This is a genomic window from Nonomuraea sp. NPDC048901, from assembly GCF_040649695.1.
In the GTDB taxonomy this organism is placed as follows: domain Bacteria; phylum Actinomycetota; class Actinomycetes; order Streptosporangiales; family Streptosporangiaceae; genus Nonomuraea.
Map to the genome: position 1 here is coordinate 176,003 of NZ_JBEZFW010000019.1, position 16,280 is coordinate 192,282.

Below are 16,280 nucleotides of genomic sequence, written 5' to 3' on the forward strand. Positions count from 1 at the left end.
CGAGCTAATGGGAAGACCCCAGCTCAGCAGTATTCGTAGTACGAGTTGACCGCAGGCTGGCCGGTGTAGTTGGGACCGGCTTGATCGTCAGACCCCCGGTAGCGGTACGGCAGGTCGATGAGACGCCGCCCCGTCCAGCCGATCCGCCGGGTCCGGCCGTCGTACCTCACGCCCTGCGAGCGCAGCGACGTGGTGAGGCGGCGGCCCGCGGGCGCGCCGCCCTCCAGACGGATGGCGCGAACGTCGAAGTTCGCGAGGAACAGTCCGTCATCGGCCAGCCACGTGCCGATCCTGGCAAGCAGCCCGAGCTTGTCACCGATGTAGTGCAACCCGTGTACGCAGGTGATCAGGTCGAAGGGATGCTCGGGCCGCCATGTGGTGACGGAGGCGGTGATCAGCCGCAGGCGGGGCGGGCACGGCGTGCGGGCGAAGAAGCCGACCAGATCCACACCGACGATCTCAGCCTCGCCACCCTCGCCACCCTCGCCGCCCTCGCCGCCCTCGCCGCCGAGCAGATCGGCGGCCTGGCCGAGGGCGTACCCCGTCCCGCAGCACAGATCGAGCCAACGCACGGGCTCCCCCGCGCGCCGCCGGGCACGCAGTGTGTCGACGACGTCGATGCCCAGCTCGCGGTTGTAGCCGGGCAGGCGGCGTTCGCGGTTCATCCGGCAGTTGGCCACGACGGAGGAACGCTCGAGCGCGTCGTCGTCGAGCAGACTCACGACCTCACCTCCACTGACCGCCACCCAGGCCCTTGACAGCCCGCTTTACAGAAAAGAAACTTAACCAAATGCCTTGAGAGAGCGCTCTCTTAGTTTCAGGACGGCAAGGTGACCGCGCAGCCGGCACGATCGTGAGGAGCCCGAACCATGATCACAAGACGAACCCTACTCGCCGGCGCGGCGGTAGCCGCCGCCACTCCGGTGCTGGCCCTCGCCCCCCGAGCCGAGGCCGCCACGGTGCTCCCCCTGACCGTCGTCAACCACACCTTCCGGTACGCCAACAACGCGATCTTCCTCTACATCGTCGGCACCGACCTGGCCACCGGCCAGCAGGTCTACGTCCGCGCGGACGGCACGAGGGTGCCGGTATCGGCCTCACTCAACGGCCCCGACGGTTTCGCCGACCTGTCCATCCCGCTCGCCGCCAACGGCGACACCCGCCTCAACCTGCCATGGATGTCCGGCCGCATCTACGTCTCCATCGGCCAGAAGGTGAAGTTCAGGGTGGTCACGGACGGCAACGGCCGACCGGCGTTACAGCACCCGGCCGGCTGGGTGAGCTCGGACCCCAGCTACGGCGTGCTGCACGACTTCATGGAGTTCACGTTCAAGAGCGACGGCATGTTCTGCAACACCACCATGGTCGACATGTTCAGCATCCCGATGGAACTCCGGCTCGACGGGCAGTCCAGCCAGACCGTCGGCACCCTCGTCCCCAACGGCCGCGACACCATCTTCGCCGGCATCGCGGCCAACCCCGCCTTCCGGCCCCTCATCGTCGGCGACAACCTCCGGGTGATCGCTCCGGGACACGGCATCGACTCGGGCATCTTCTCTTCCACGTACTTCGATCCGTACATCACGCAGGTCTGGAACACGTACGCGTCGGCCAACCTGCGGGTGACGGTCGGCGGAACCACCTACACCGGGCGGGTGTCCGGCGGCCAACTCGTCTTCAACAACGGCATCCGGACGTTCGCCCGGCCGAGCACCCGCGACATCTTCTACTGCAACGGAGCCCTGGACGCCGGCGGCACCTCCGGTCCGGTCGCGGCGATCCTCGGCGCCGCGTTCAACCGCTCGACCCTGCACAACCACCCCGACCAGCCGACGACCGACCGGAGCACGTTCTATCTCACGTCGGTCAGCAACCATTACGCGCGGGTCCTGCACGAGAACACCCGGGACCACAAGGCGTACGGGTTCCCGTTCGACGACGTCGCGAACTACGCGTCCTATGTACAGGACCTGGCGCCGACGTCACTGAGGCTACGACTCACGCCGTTCAACGGGGCCGCCTGACCTCCGGTCTGACGGACTTCCGGTCCGACAGGAAGTGTCGGTCTCCCTGTCTAAGGTCCAGGCTGTGATCACCTATCTCACGGGCGACGCGACCGACCCGGCCGGCAACGAGCCGCGCATCATCTGCCACATTTGCAATGACGTCGGCGGCTGGGGCCGTGGGTTCGTCCTGGCCGTCTCCCGCCGCTGGCCGGAACCCGAGGCCGAGTTCCGCGCCTGGCACCGCTCAGGTACGGGATTCGAGCTGGGCCAGGTGCAGCTGGTGCAGGTCGAGGAGTCCCTGTGGGTGGCGAACATGATCGGCCAGCACGGCATCCGGCCCACCAAGGAAGGGCCGCCCATCCGCTACGACACGGTCGACCGGAGCCTGGAAGCCGTCGCCATCAAAGCCATCGAACTTGGCGCGAGCCTGCATATGCCACGGATCGGCTGCGGCCTGGCCGGCGGGACCTGGGACCGGATCGAACCGCTCATCACCCACCGGCTCGTTACAAAAGGCATCCCGGTGACCGTCTACGACCTGGAGTAAGCGCCCACCGTTCCTCCTCCCGCACCGCTCTCCCCATGAAGATCCACAGGCGACAGGTCGCTGAGCAGGCCGGGCAGGACGAGCTCCTACACCGCCGGCACCGCGTTCCATCACCTCGGCAGGGTGGATCCGGGGCCCGGCCGGCTGCTCTCCGCGTTATGTCAGCGGCGGCGTCAGGACGGCGACAGCCCGGTATCAGAGCGATTGGCGATGGTGGACATCGAAAGAACACCGCACAAGGAGCACATGATGCAGCAGTTCGACACCCTCGCCCCGATCACCGCCGTCCTGGACATCCCCGCCGGGCGCGTTCAGTTCATCGCCGCCGACCGGGCCGACACCACGGTTGAGGTCCTGCCCGCCAACGCCTCCAAGGGCCGTGACGTCAAGGCCGCCGAGCAGACCACGGTGGAATACGCCGACGGCGTCCTGCGGATCGAGACCGCGACGAAGAACCAGTACCTCGGCCCGACCGGAGCCATCGAGGTGACGATCCAGCTGCCCACCGGTTCCCGCGTCGAGGCGAAGTCGGGCAGCGCCGAGCTCCGGACCGTCGGCCGCCTCGGCGACGTCACCTTCGAAGGCGCCTACCACCAGATCAAGCTGGACGAGACCGCAAGCCTGCGCCTCACCGCGACCGACGGCGACGTCGAGGTCGGCCGGCTGGGCGGCGCCGCGGAGATCAGCACCGCGCGGGGCGACATCCGGATCGCCGAGGCCACCGGCGGCAAGGTCGTGCTCCGCACCGAGTCCGGCGACATCTCGATCAGCGCCGCCGCCGGCGTCTCGGCCTCCCTGGACGCCGGCACCACCCACGGCCGCATCGCCAACACCCTCAAGAACGACGGCACCGCCGAGCTCGACATCCACGCCACCACCTCCAGCGGCGACATCACCGCCCGCAGCCTGTGACCCGCAGCCTCCCAAGGAGAGGCAGACCAGGCCCGGTGACGACGAACGGCCCCGGTCCATCCATGTGGACCGGAGCCGTTCTAGAGAGCACCGCGAATGCCTTCTATGACGGCCACGGCCTCCGGAGAGGAGCCGCTCTCCTCCCAGAGCGCCAGCCACTCCGAGTCCTCGCCCATCACCCGGTCCAACGCCCGCACGGCCAGCGCCACGAGTTCGTCATCGATCTCCACTCTGCCGCCTTCCAGCAGGAAGTCCGGCGCATAAGGCAAGGTGATCGGCACACCGCTGCGCTGAGAGGCGACAATGGCCGCTGCCGCGATAGCCTCCGATGCCTCGTCGCTGTCCAGATATCTCGTACGACCCGCAGCGGCTTTGAGCGCCTTGCGGAGCAGAGCCGGACGCCGCTCAGGGGCTGCGTTGAGCGATCTTGCGGTGGCCAACGCCGCGGAACGGCTACTCTCGGGGGTTCCGTCGCGCTGCTCGGTGTTCGGCGGCCGCGATCATGCCGAGGATATAGCCGTACCCCTGCGCGTATGCCTGCGACTTCGATGGGTCGGCGTCACTCGGAGGTACGTGGTCGGGGTCGATCGCCCCGTCGTATCCCGCGTCGGCCAGGATGTTGATGATCTCCGCGTGGTCGATGTCACCCTCGTCGCCCCACGTCTCGATGAAGTCGTTGCGCCGCCCCTTGATGTTGCGCAGGTGGATGTTGAACACCCGCTTGGTGGCGGCCAGCCGCTGGACGATGGGGTAGATCTCTCGCTTCGGGTTCCACAGCATCTCCGCCAGCGTCCCGCAGCAGAGGTTGAGGCCGTGGTAGCGGTTGCGGCGCAGGTCCAGGAACGTGAACAGGCCCTTGCCACCGGGGACGCTGAGGACGTTCTCGACCACGCCGCGGTACCCGCCCGGCGGCGTTCCCGGATCCTGGGGGTGGCAGGCGAGACGCACCTTGTACTGCTCCGCCACCGGGACGACCCGCTCGAGGAAGTAGTCGATGCGCTCCCAGTACGTGTCCGGATCGACCTTGCCCGCGATGGTGTCCGGCAAGGTGTAGTCGAGGTCGCTCGCACGGAACTGGCGTAGCTTCGATCCCCCGCGGCCGGGCACCTCACCCGTGGTCATCACACCCAGGATGCTCATGTTGTATTTGATGGTTCCGACGCCGGCACGGCCACAGGCCTCGATCATCCGCTGAATGTCCTCGATGTCCCGGTCCCGCTCAGGACTCTTGCCCATCATGATCGCGGGACGGAAGTCGGTGTCGATCAATGATGATTCGAGGAACGGCAGGGCGACCATGTCCATCTCCAGGCCCTGGCTCTCGATGCGCTCCTTCTCCTGCTCCACTTCGGACACGAGCCAATACCCGCGATCGCCGGTCTTCTGGTCGTAGGGCGGGTCCACCGGGTAGCCGCACACTCGGGCGACGCCGTGGCGCTTGAACTCCTGGAGCGCGGCCTCAGACGGCGAGCGCCTCTGGGTGCCCAGCACCATGCGGGGCTTGGCGGTGTTGCCCGGCTCCTGGGCGTCGGCGGATGCTGCCGCGGCAGGGTCTGACGAGGCCATCATCGACGCGAGGCCGGCCCCGGCCGTCGCGGCGCCGGCGCGGAACAGTGTTCTGCGATCCACGTTGCTCGATTCCATGTGCGGTTTCCCTTCTGGGGGGTGCGGACGAGGCGTGATGACGAAACCCCGGTGTGCAACGAGATGGCTGATGGGAAGGACGCCGCGTTGTCTCATGTGCGTCTATGCCGGGTACGGGTGCTAGCCGGCTCTGAAGACCGGTGACCCGTCGTCGGGAATGGCGATGGCACTCGATGGCGTCAGGTCGACCCGACAGGTCCAGCCGGCGCGGACGGAGCGGGCGACCGCCTCGGCTTCGGCGCGCGTGTCGAAGCGTTGCGTTCGCAGCACTTCGGTCACGTCGGTTCTGATCGACTCGACCGGTCCCACTCCGGGCAGGTTCGCAGGTCCACGCGAGGCGAATCGAACCACACCTGGTCCAGCCATACCGAGTTCCGCCTGCCGTGCGAGGTGGTCACGGTATCGGAGTCGTCGCCGGCGAGTTGATCGTCAAAGTGGGTCACGGGAAACGCGAGCAGGCCGGTGGTCAATCGGCTGGCCGGTTCGGAAGGGGGGTCAGCGCCACGCCGTCACGCTAGGAGCATCGATGATGCTTGTCCAAGAGCATTTCCGTATCACTTGATACCGTGATGGCATCATCGGCGGCGGCGCTCAGTAAACACCAAGGTCACCGCGTGGGCGGACCATCGGGGCAACCGGTCCCCAGGGCGTGCAGCACCCGGCTGAGCGCTGGATTACGCGAGTGCCGCGACCATAGTAGGTGCAGTTCGACGGGTTCGGGATGGCGACTGGCCAGGGGTACGTATTCAACCCCCGGGACGTTGTTCCGGGCGGCGGATGCGGGAACGAAGGCGATACCACGACCGGCGGACACCAACCACAGCATGGTGAGCACCTGGCTCACGCTGTGCACCACTCGTTCCTGGGTCAGCGGCACAGTGCTGACCACCAGGTCGTAGAAGTAGCGAGCTCGCTGCTGCCCGTGGAAGATCAACGGCTCTGTGCCGAGGTCGTCGGCGTGCGCGGGCCGATCGAGTCGGGTCAGCCGGTGCCCGGCGGGCACCGCCAGCAATAGTGCCTCGCGATACACCAAGAGGGAATCAAACAACTCGGGGTCGAACGGTGGGCGTGCCAGTCCGAGGTCGAGGTCCTCGCCGGCGAGAGCTGCGACCTGTTCGCGGGTCACCATTTCAAACAGTTCGATCTGTACGTCCGGCAATTCGTGTTCGAGCTGGTTGAGCATACGGCCAAGGACACTGAACGTGGCTGTGGCCGTGAAGCCGAGCCGAATCAAGCCACAGGTGCCGAAGTGGACGCGCTGCGCCAGATCGGACGCGGCTTCGGCGATGGCCAGAATGCGCCGAGCCTCGCCGAGGAAGGCCTCACCGGCCGGCGTGAGCGCCACGCGCCGATTGTCACGTTCGAGCAGTTGCACGCCCACGGCTGATTCGAGTTTCCGGATCTGCCGACTCAGCGGCGGCTGGGTCATGCGAAGCCGCATGGCCGCCCGACCAAAGTGCAGTTCCTCGGCTACGGCGACAAAGCCTCGGAGTTGCTCAAAGGTGTACATCATACGGGGAAGGTATCTCTCCATCCACCAACGGGGTTGGACGGGCATTTTACGCAGTCACCGGCTGTGCGCGCTCGCAGATGCGGCTCGCAATCGTTCCTCACGGATCATGCCGAGGCCCCGTCCGGTCGAAACGTTCACGAACAGCTCCGGGCGTGGTCGGGCCACCCAGCCTCGGGGTTCCGGACTGCTGCAGACGCCTCAGTACGCCCAGGCGTCGCGGCCACGTTGGTGGACGGCTCGCGGGAGGAGATCCAGCGCCGAGCCGAGGCACGGATCACCCGTCAGCAGCTGCTGATCCAGGACATGCCGCCCGAGGTCACCGTGATCCTGGACGAGGCCATCCGGCGGAGGCACGTATCACGATCTATCTGATCCCTTTCGGCGCGGGTGGTCATACCGGACTGGACGGCGAGTTCACTGTTCTCGACCTTCCTGACGAAGAAGATCCTCCCCGTCGTCCATCAAGAGGGGCTCACCCCTTGAGCCTGTATGTAATGGCCGCACCGCGAATCTCCGATGGGCGACCGTTTCGCTGCGGTGTCGTGTAGTCACCCTGTGGGCGTTCCGACTGGTGCAGGCCAATATCACCGCCTATGTCAGCGGCAGAATACAGAGCATCATGCCCGAAATGAATCCTCGGCATATTGCAGCATGTTTTTTCATCCGTCATCGTTGCAGCTGATGCCCGCATTCCGGACCGCTCCGTCTGTATGGCGCAGAAGCCGGGCCTAGGCATGGATTGGTGTCGAAACGGCGTGATAGCCAAGAGAAAACTGTCAGAAATTGTGTATAACGAGGCGGGTGGGATAGTTTATGGTTCGCTTGTCCAAGCCCGTGACATATCCGGCGGAGTCCATTTCCACGAAGTGGCCTCCCTGCCCGCGCCGAGCCAGCTTCCCCCGCGCCCGCGTCTGATCGACCGTGAAGCCGCCATCGCCGAGCTCGATGGCCTGCGGGAGGACGCGGCGGATGTGCCGGTCACCGTGCTGATAACGGGTTCGGTGGGCGTGGGCAAGTCCGTGCTGGCCCTGAGCTGGGCGCACATGATCCGCTCGTACTACCCCGACGGGCAGTTGTACGCCGAACTGCGCGGACATTCCGACCGTGCCCCGGCCTCCCCTCAGGAAGTGCTGGGCGACTTCCTGCACGCCCTCGGCATCCCGGCGGAGCTCATACCGGGCGAACCGGCCCAGCGGGCGGCGCTGTATCGCACCGTGACCCATGACCAACGGCTGCTCGTCGTGCTCGACGACGCGCTGACTGCGGCTCAGGTACGCCCGCTGCTTCCGGCCTCGCCGACGAGCGTCACTGTGGTGACCAGCAGGCACCGGCTGACCAGCCTGCTGGCGCAGGGTGCGCGCGGGGTGTACGTCGACCGCTTCGACGCCGCGGCGAGCCTGGCGTTTCTGCGCGACACCCTGGGGAGCGACCGGGTGGACCGGCAGCGGGAGGCGGCCTCCGAACTGGTCGAACTGTGCATGCGGCTGCCACTGGCCCTGAGCGTGGCGGCGGCCCGCCTGGCCGCGCGGCCGAGCTGGCCGCTGCGCGAGGTTGTCACCGCGCTGGCCGAGGAGCAACGGACGCTGACGATCGGAGACGACATGGCAGTCCGCTCCGCGCTCGACCTCTCTTACCGAGCGCTCGGCCCCGAAACTGCGCGGCTGTACCGGTATCTGGCTCTCGTACCAGGGAGCACATTCGGTGGTGACGCGGTGGCCGCGCTCGCCGACATCCCCCGGCTGGAGGCCAGGCGGCTGCTCGGGGAGCTGACCGACGCGAACCTGCTGACCGACATCTCCGACGGCCGCTACCGCTTCCATCACGCGCTGGTCCGCCTGCACGCCGCCCAACTGGCCGAGGCGGAGGACCAGCGCGAAGCCCGTGAGGGCGCGGAGGGGCGGTTGCTCGCCTGGTACCTCGCCACGGCCGCGCACGCGGAACGGCAGCTCCGGCCGTACCGCACCGGGCTGCCTCGCGATGCCGAACCGCCGCCCGCCGAGCCGACGGACTTCGGCGGCCCACAGGACGCACTCGGCTGGCTGGCGGCCGAACGCGCGAACCTGAGTGCCGCCGTCACCCTGGCACACACACGGGGGCGGGAGGTCTCGGCATGGCAGCTCGCCGATTCCATGTGGTCGCTGTTCCTGTACATGGGCCATCAGGTGGAGCGGGTCGGGGTGGAGGAGACGGGGCTGGCGGCGGCGCGCGCGGCCCGAGACTCCTACGCCGAGGCGAAGATGCTGAACCGCCTGGGGCTGAGCCTGTACGACCTGGGGCGCTACGACGACGCCGTCGAGCGGTTCGAGGAGGCGCTGCAGATCTGGCACCGGCTCGGCGAGCGGGGCAGAGAGGCCGGATCGCTGCGGCGGCTCGGGCTGGTCTCGGCGGCGCGGGGTGACCATGAGGTGGCGATCGCCAGGTTCACCGCCTCGATCGCCATGTACCGGGAGTCGGGGGCCGACCGGCAGGCCGCGCTGGGACTTACGGATCTCGCCGGCGTTCTCCTGGCTCAGGGGCGGGGATCTGACGCGGTGATCCATCTGGAGCAGGCGCGGAGGATGCTGAGCGAGGTCGACGACCTCTATAACCGGGCCCGAGTGGGGATCCTTCTTGGGTATGCCCATGTCGATCAGGAGCAGGCGGATCGTGAGCTGCGTTCCGCGCTGGAGATCATGGATCAGCTGGGATCTTCGGCCGGCCGGGCCGCGGCCCTGGAGGGCCTGGGCGAGCTGGCCGAACGTACCGGCCGACCGGAAGAGGCACATCACTACTATGAGATGGCGCTGGAAGTGCTTGGCGAAGCCGAGTCTGCGACCTATCTCCGGCTCAGGGGCCGCCTGGACCATCTCTCTTGAGGGTCCCTTAGCTGAAAACCACCTTCAGCGCCTCCAGGACCCACATCATCATCATTGGGAAGATATGGGGCATTTTCTTACCCTTCTAGAACTTGTCGCGTTCACCGCGGCAAGTGAAGCATATCCTTTTAGATAGGGCAATAAGGAGATTGGGCGCCAGCTTTTATCCCGCTACATCGTGACCGTTGAGGCGATCCTGCAGAATCCTAGCCTCTGGAGCGCCCAACCGCTCAAATATCCCCAAAGCCTCCCGCCACACCTCTTCCGCCGCACTCCTCCCATGAATCTGCAGAAGACTCTCACCGAGACGCTGGAGAGAACCCGCCACCAACTGGGGATCCGCCACATCCCTGGACAAAGAGAGCGCACGCTCATAAGTATCCCGAGCAAGGACAAACTGCCCACTAGCCTGCTGAGTGTCACCAATCCTCTGGAGCGCACGCGCAGTTTCGTACAAATCCCCTATATCGCCCGAAAGGGCAAGCGCTTTCTGGAAATGGATCAGCGCTTCAGCGGTCAGCCCCGCGTCCAGGTACATCGACCCGATATTGCTCAACGCGTCCGCCTCGTTCCGGCGATCACCGGTCTCGCGATAAGTTGACAAAGCCTCACGATAGAAATGCAAGGCCTCGTCGCGGCGCCCTTCACGGGCCATGACGCCGGCCACGTTGTTCAAGGCCACGGCCTCGTTCTGCCGCCACCCCGTCTCGCGCATGACAGCGAGCGAGTCCCGGAAGAGTCCGAGCGCCTCCCGATGATCACCACGGTTGAGGTGCAATTCCCCGAGATTGTTCAACAACATCGCCTTGGTTGCGACGTCCCCCATCTCCTCCACGATCTCCAACGAGCTCTCGAAGACGGCCACTGCCTCCTCCGTACGCCCCAGGTACGACAGCGCGATCCCCGAATGCAGCAACGCGTTCCCTTCCCCATACCGGTCCTCCACGGCACGGAACAGCCCAAGCGCCTCCTCCGCGTAAGCCAGTGCCTCACGGTTGCGCCCGGACAGCCAGTGCACGAGGGCGAGATGGTCCAGGGCGTCGGCCTCGCCGCGCCGGTCGCCGAGGGCGCGGAAAGCGCTGAGGCCGTTGAGGGCATGTTCGAAAGCGACGGCGTAGTCGCCTGTACGGCTGCGTACCAGGCTGAGTTCGAGCTCCGCGCGAGCCTCCCCCTCGCGGTCGCCCATCTCCTGGCAGGCCTGGCGGGCGAGCTCGTGGACGCGGGCGGCGTCCTCCCAGAGCGCCGATCGTTCGAAGTACGTCGCGACGGCCTGCGAGAGCTGGGCCGCATGCGCCGGAAAGCCCCGCTCGGCGGAGTGACGTACACACATGAGCAGATTGGCCCGCTCGGCGCGCAGCCACTCGGTGGCGGCACGCGGGTCGCTCACGGACGGCGGATCTACGGGCGGATGGGTGACGTCCACGGCGGCGCGGCGCCTGTGCGGGTAAAGGACGCGATCGGCCTGGTCGGCGGTGTACAGGTAGAGGTCGAGCAGCCGGTGGACGGCTCGCCGCAGCTCCTCGACGGGTTCCTCCTCGGCCGCGCGCTCCGCCGCATAGGCGCGCAGCAGGTCGTGAAAGCGGACGCGGCCGGAGTCCGGCTCCTCCACGAGATGGCGGTCGATCAGCTCCTCCAGGACGCGCTCCGCCCGCTCGAGGTCGCAGCCGATCAGCGCGGCCGCCGCGCCCGCGGTGAGGTCGGCGCCGACGTGCAGGCCCAGGCGACGGAAGGCGTGCCGCAGCTCCGGGGACAGCTCCCGGTACGACAGCTCGAACGCGGTGACGAGGTCGCTGTCTCCCGCGTGCATCTCGGCCAGCCGGTCCTTGGAGCGGGACAGCTTGGCCACCAGGTCTCCGACCCCGCGGGCCGGCCGATGGCGGAGTTTGTTGGCCATGATCGTGACCGCGAGCGGAAGGTAGCCGCACAGACGGACCAGCTGGTTGACGTCACCCGCGTCGAGCTGCCGGTCCTGGCCGACGATCCGGCGGAAGAGCAGCGCCGCTTCCGGTGGTGCCAGAGCGTCCAGCGGGAGCGGGCGCGCGCCTTCGAGGCCGGCGAGCCGATGCCGGCTCGTGACCAGCACGAGGCAGCCGGGCGCCCCGGGAAGGAATGGCCGCACCTGGTCGGCGCCGGCCGCGTCGTCCAGCACGATCAGCATCCTGCGGTTGGCGACCCACGCTCGCCACAGCGCGGCACGCGGCTCCAGCGTCCCAGGAATGCGCTTGGGATCCTCTCCCAGAAGCCGGAGCAGGGTGTCGAGACCTTCTGCGGGATCGAGCGGCGGCTGGTGGGGATCGTGCGCGCGGAGATGGAGGTACCACCGCCCGTCCGGGTACCGGTCCGCCAGCCTGTGCGCCGCGTGGATGGCGAGGGCCGTCTTGCCGATCCCGGCCATGCCGTCGATGGCCTCGATCACGACCGCCGACGGGGAACGATCCAACACGGCGTACAGCTGGTTCAGCTCCGTCTCTCGCCCGGTGAAGTCCGCGATGTCGCGGGGCAGGTTGTCGGCGAGCGGCCCGCCGGGAGTGCGGTGGCGGGCGGGCGGCACGGCCAGGTCCGGATCGCCGCGGAGCATGCGGTCGTGTGTGCCGCGCAAGGAGGGCCCGGGGTCGGCTCCGAGGTCGTCGGAGAGGCGGTGGCTGGCCCGGTGGTACGCCGTCAGCGCGTCACCCTGGCGCCCGCAGCGATACAGGGCCACCATCAGCTGCTCGACGAACGACTCGTCATACGGATATTGATCGACCAGCCCGTACAACTCCCCCACCAGTTCGGCGTGCCGGCCCGCGTCGAGCTCCATCGCCAGGCGGGTGCCGATCGCCGCCCGGTGCTCGCTCTCCAGGCTCGTACGGACCTGCGTCACCCATTCCCCGGACAGGCCGGAAAGCGGATCGCCCCGCCACAGATTCTCCGCTTCGCGGAGTAGGCGCAGCGCGTCCTCCGGGTTGCCGCTGGCCGCGATAGCGCGCGCCTGTACGTTCAGCCGCCGAAAACGATACAGGTCGATCTGCTCGGGATCGACTTCCAGAAGGTAAGCCCCGGAACGGGAAATCAGTCGTGCCCCGCTATCCCCGAACCGGCGATTCAGGCGTCCGCGCAGCCGGGCGATATAGCTATGGACGCTCTCGCGCGCCTTTGCCGGCGGCGCGTCGCCCCAAACCCGGTTGATCATGGTTTCGATGGACACGGGCTGCCCAGGCGACAGGAGCAGGATGGCCAGGATGTACCGTTCCTTGGCCGATCCGAGCTCACATGCCTCCCCGTCGGACCACAACTCCACGGAGCCGAGTATTCGGAACTCCACGAGTGTCCTTTCACCGCTAAAGACCCACGTGCCGCCAGTTTCCCGCGCATTCGCTTAATGGTCCATACGCACCTTTGATCTGACTCTTCAACTTCACGATTGTTGCAAGGTTTTGTCCAGGCAAGCGGTGGACCCTTGGATAGAGCCGTTGAAACGGGGATTACGGCCGGGCGAATACGGCGGCGCGAAACCGCGTCGCACGCGAAATGGGGGGTCGAAAGCCCGATGTCCTGTTCAGAGGGGTACCACGTGCCGGTCGGGCCGGATGCGGCGCGCTGGGTGACGCGCCGCGGCCTGCGGACCGTACTCGTGATCGTTCACACGGTCACGTCCGGGCAGATTCTGCTGGACGTCGTCCGTCTGCTCGCCGCCGATCTGCGGGTCCAGGTGGTCTTCACCAGGGCCCCGGATGTCTTCGGCAACGGGGTGAGCGAGTTGCTCGGGCGCATCGGCGGCGTGGTGATGCCGTGGCGGCTGGCCATTCGACAGCGCTTCGACCTCGCCGTGTCCGCCGCCTATGGGGGGATCGAGGACGTTCACGCGCCGCTCGTCGTCATCCCGCACGGCGCGGGCTACCAGAAGAGAGTCAGCCGCCGGCTGGGCGGTGGCGCCGTCGCGGCCCGCGGCGTGTACGGGCTCAGCGCTCAGGAGCTGGTCCGGGACGGCATGGTGGTCCCGTCGGCGATCGTGCTCGCCCACGACGCGGAGCGGGGGCGGCTGGCGCGGAGCTGTCCGGAGGCCGTCGCGGTCGCCGAGGTCGTCGGCGACGCCTCCCATGACCGGCTGGTGGCCAGTGCCGGAGAGCGGCGCGCCTACCGCCAGGCCCTCGGCGTCCAGGACGACCGCGAGCTCGTGGTGGTGACCTCGACCTGGGGGACACGATCCCTTTTCGGGCGGCGTGCGGAGCTGTTCCGGCGGATGCTGGCCGAGCTGCCCCGCGACCGCTACCGCGTGGCCGCGCTCTTCCATCCGAATGTCTGGTTCGGCCACGGCGTCTGGCAGGTGAGAGCCTGGCTGGCCGACTGCCTGCGTGACGGGCTCGTCCTGATACCGCCCGAGGCGGACTGGCGTGGTGCGCTGGTGGCCGCCGATCACGTGGTGGGCGACCACGGCTCCGTCGCGGTGTACGGCGCGGTCTGCGGCGCCCCGGTCCTGCTGGTGGGCGACGCGAAGGACGACGTGGACCCGGAGTCCGCCGGAGGGCTGCTGGCTTCGGCGGCGCCCCGGCTACGGCCCCATGGGCCGCTGGCGGCCCAGCTGCGCGCGGCCGCCACCGGCCACTGGCAGGGGCGGCACGACGCCGTCGTGGCCCGGCTCACCTCGGCCCCCGGCTGCTTCGACCGGAACATGCGGCGCCTGATGTACCGGCTGATGCGCATGACGCAGCCACTCACCATTCCGCGGACCGATCCGGTCCCCCCACCCCATCTTTGAAGGAGGAGCAGTGGGCACCAAGATAGTCGTAGCCGGTGTCAGCAGCCTCTACATGGCCATGCCGGTCGAGGAGTTCCCGCTCCCGTACACGTCGCTGCGGTTCCCCGACTGGATGCGGGCCGAGGTGTCCGGGGCCGCGTGCCACATCGCCGACACCCTGCGCACCCTGGGCGACGAGGCGCGCCTGTGCACCTTCGTGGGTGAGGACGTCGCGGGTGAGGCGATCAACGCGTCGTTACGCGCCCGCGGGCTGCTCGGGCCGGGGGTGGTGAAGGTGCCGCGCTCATCGCTCGGCGTGGTGCTCGTGGCGCCGGACGGACGGCGCTCCGGGCATCCGTACGTCGCCGCGGTCAACACCGCCGAATATCCCGTCGAGGTGTTCCGCCGCCTGGTCCGCGACGTCGATCTCGCGGTGCTCACCAACACCGCGTTCGTCCGGCCCCTGCTGGGCCACGCACGGGCACGGAACGTGCCGATCGCGGTCGACGTCCATCTGATCACGGACATCGACGACGCGTACAACCGGCCCTGGCTGGAGGTCGCCGACATCGTCTTCTGCAGCCACGAACGGCTGGCCGGCCCGCCGGAACAGTGGGTGGCGAGCGTCTTCGAACGCCATCCCGGCTGCGCGATCGCCGCGGTCGGCCTCGGCGGGCGCGGGTGCCTCATGGGGCTGCGCGACGGCACCCTGATCAAGGCGACGGCCGTCGCGCCGCGCGGCGTGCTGAGCACCGCCGGGGCGGGGGACGCGCTGTTCGCGTCGTTCCTGCACGGCTGGCTCGCCACCCGTAACCCCGTCACGGCGCTCAAGGAAGCCGTGCTCCACGCGGGCTGGAAGGTGGGTGACACCTTTCCCAGTACGGCCTCGCTGACGGAGGAGGAGCTGGCCCGGCTGTGCGGGAGCCATCCCGTCACCACGTACCTCGATCGCTGGGATCTGCCGTAGGCGGCGGTGTCGAACCTCAGCCGAGTGAGCAGCTCACCTGGGGCAGCGCGTTGGTGGTGTTGTTCCAGGTGGCGGTGAAGCCGAAGGTGGTGGCCGCGCCGACCGGCAGGTTGCCGTTGTAGCTCGCGTTGCGTGCCGTGACGGCGGCTCCGTTCTGGGTGAGTGTGGTGTTCCAGGATTGGTTGATCTGCTGGCCGTTGGCGAAGGTGAAGGTGGTCGTCCACGCGGAGGAGGCGGTTGAAGAGTCGTTCTTCACCGTGATCTCGCCCTGGAAGGCGCCGCCCCACTGGGAGATCACCTTGTAGGTGGCGGTGCACCGGGCCGGCGGAGGGGTCACCGACGGGGAGGGGGAGGTCGGCGGGGTCACGCCGTTGAGTACCTGCGCGAGCGTCGGGTACCAGCGGTCGGCCATCTTCCGGAAGCCGGTGTCGTTCGGGTGGACTCCATCACCGGTGTCGGTGGCCGTGTCGAAACCGGTCCATAGGTCGGCGACGACGATGGGCGACCGCGCGGTCGTGAGGCCGGCGGCCCAGCCCGGGATCGCGTTGTCGAGTGCCACCACACTGGCCGCACAGGTGGGGCAGCCGGACGGGTTCATGGGGATGATCTGGGCCACGAGGATCTTCATGTTCGGGTTGTTCGCCCGCATCTGGCCGACCAGCTTGGTATATGCGGCCAGGACAGTGGCGGTGGGGAGGAAGCCGCCCCACATGTCGTTGGTGCCCAGGTGCATGAGGACGATGTCGGGCTTTGCCGCGTCCAGCCACGGCGGCAGCTGGTTCTGGTCGGCGATGCCGGTCGCGGCGTAGCCACCGTGGCCCTCGTTGTCGCCGTCGTACGAGAACCCGTAGTTGCAGCCGCCGTCGGGGACGCTGCCGACGAAGTCGATGTTCGTGTATCCGGCTGTTTGCAGGTGGTTCCAGAGCAGGGCGCGCCAGCAGCCGGGTCCGGCGGTGATGGAGTCGCCGAGCGGCATGATCCGGACGGGGGCCGTCGCCGACAGCGCGGGCAGGGCAACGCCGAAGGCGACCGCCACGAGGAGCGTGACGAGGACGGCGTACAGGTGGGATCTGCGGCGCATGAGCGGCTCCAGGTAGACACCCGGGCCCGCCCGATGAC

The 16,280-nt window shown here is 67.9% G+C and carries 14 protein-coding genes; 7 read left to right on the forward strand and 7 right to left on the reverse strand.

Annotation, left to right across the window (positions count from 1 at the left end):
• Positions 1-23 precede the first annotated feature (23 nt).
• Complete coding sequence (locus tag AB0C30_RS46155) at positions 24-722, reverse strand: class I SAM-dependent methyltransferase (protein ID WP_357956231.1); 699 nt, start codon at positions 720-722, stop codon at positions 24-26.
• A 147-nt stretch (positions 723-869) separates the two neighbouring features.
• Here AB0C30_RS46155 and AB0C30_RS46160 point away from each other — a divergent pair, with 147 nt between their 5' ends.
• The 3 genes from AB0C30_RS46160 (at position 870) to AB0C30_RS46170 (ending at position 3,465) form a co-directional block, all read left to right on the forward strand.
• Complete coding sequence (locus AB0C30_RS46160) at positions 870-2,024, forward strand: beta-1,3-glucanase family protein (RefSeq protein WP_357956233.1); 1,155 nt, start codon at positions 870-872, stop codon at positions 2,022-2,024.
• A gap of 64 nt (positions 2,025-2,088) precedes the next feature.
• The gene (locus AB0C30_RS46165) at positions 2,089-2,553 is read left to right on the forward strand and encodes a macro domain-containing protein (RefSeq protein WP_357956235.1); all 465 of its coding nucleotides are present in this window, start codon (positions 2,089-2,091) and stop codon (positions 2,551-2,553) included.
• A gap of 249 nt (positions 2,554-2,802) precedes the next feature.
• Positions 2,803-3,465, forward strand: a complete 663-nt coding sequence (locus tag AB0C30_RS46170; protein ID WP_357956334.1) for a DUF4097 family beta strand repeat-containing protein — start codon at positions 2,803-2,805, stop codon at positions 3,463-3,465.
• A gap of 80 nt (positions 3,466-3,545) precedes the next feature.
• Here AB0C30_RS46170 and AB0C30_RS46175 read toward each other — a convergent pair whose 3' ends face one another.
• The 4 genes from AB0C30_RS46175 to AB0C30_RS46190 all read right to left on the reverse strand — a co-directional run bounded on the left by AB0C30_RS46175 (position 3,546) and on the right by AB0C30_RS46190 (position 6,622).
• Positions 3,546-3,905 carry a DUF4259 domain-containing protein gene (locus tag AB0C30_RS46175; RefSeq protein WP_357956238.1) on the reverse strand — a complete coding sequence of 120 codons (360 nt, stop codon included), beginning with the start codon at positions 3,903-3,905 and terminating at the stop codon, positions 3,546-3,548.
• Positions 3,906-3,918: 13 nt separating this feature from the next.
• Positions 3,919-5,094 carry a mannonate dehydratase gene (locus tag AB0C30_RS46180; RefSeq protein ID WP_357956241.1) on the reverse strand — a complete coding sequence of 392 codons (1,176 nt, stop codon included), beginning with the start codon at positions 5,092-5,094 and terminating at the stop codon, positions 3,919-3,921.
• Positions 5,095-5,229: 135 nt separating this feature from the next.
• Positions 5,230-5,388 carry a hypothetical protein gene (locus AB0C30_RS46185; RefSeq protein WP_357956244.1) on the reverse strand — a complete coding sequence of 53 codons (159 nt, stop codon included), beginning with the start codon at positions 5,386-5,388 and terminating at the stop codon, positions 5,230-5,232.
• 328 nt (positions 5,389-5,716) lie between these two features.
• Positions 5,717-6,622, reverse strand: a complete 906-nt coding sequence (locus tag AB0C30_RS46190; RefSeq protein ID WP_357956247.1) for a LysR family transcriptional regulator — start codon at positions 6,620-6,622, stop codon at positions 5,717-5,719.
• Between the two features lie 228 nt (positions 6,623-6,850).
• Here AB0C30_RS46190 and AB0C30_RS46195 point away from each other — a divergent pair, with 228 nt between their 5' ends.
• Positions 6,851-6,994, forward strand: a complete 144-nt coding sequence (locus tag AB0C30_RS46195) for a Scr1 family TA system antitoxin-like transcriptional regulator (protein WP_357956250.1) — start codon at positions 6,851-6,853, stop codon at positions 6,992-6,994.
• A gap of 494 nt (positions 6,995-7,488) precedes the next feature.
• On the forward strand, positions 7,489-9,477 hold the full coding sequence (locus AB0C30_RS46200) for a tetratricopeptide repeat protein (RefSeq protein ID WP_357956253.1): 1,989 nt from the start codon (positions 7,489-7,491) through the stop codon (positions 9,475-9,477).
• A gap of 163 nt (positions 9,478-9,640) precedes the next feature.
• Here AB0C30_RS46200 and AB0C30_RS46205 read toward each other — a convergent pair whose 3' ends face one another.
• Positions 9,641-12,781: a BTAD domain-containing putative transcriptional regulator gene (locus AB0C30_RS46205; protein ID WP_357956255.1), complete on the reverse strand. Its 3,141-nt coding sequence runs from the start codon at positions 12,779-12,781 to the stop codon at positions 9,641-9,643.
• Positions 12,782-13,030: 249 nt separating this feature from the next.
• Here AB0C30_RS46205 and AB0C30_RS46210 point away from each other — a divergent pair, with 249 nt between their 5' ends.
• Complete coding sequence (locus AB0C30_RS46210) at positions 13,031-14,215, forward strand: hypothetical protein (protein ID WP_357956257.1); 1,185 nt, start codon at positions 13,031-13,033, stop codon at positions 14,213-14,215.
• 10 nt (positions 14,216-14,225) lie between these two features.
• Positions 14,226-15,161 carry a carbohydrate kinase family protein gene (locus AB0C30_RS46215; protein WP_357956260.1) on the forward strand — a complete coding sequence of 312 codons (936 nt, stop codon included), beginning with the start codon at positions 14,226-14,228 and terminating at the stop codon, positions 15,159-15,161.
• Positions 15,162-15,177: 16 nt separating this feature from the next.
• Here the strand turns inward: AB0C30_RS46215 and AB0C30_RS46220 are convergent, their stop codons facing one another.
• Positions 15,178-16,242 (reverse strand): cellulose binding domain-containing protein, encoded by a 1,065-nt coding sequence (locus tag AB0C30_RS46220; protein ID WP_357956262.1) that lies wholly within the window; start codon positions 16,240-16,242, stop codon positions 15,178-15,180.
• Positions 16,243-16,280: the final 38 nt, after the last annotated feature.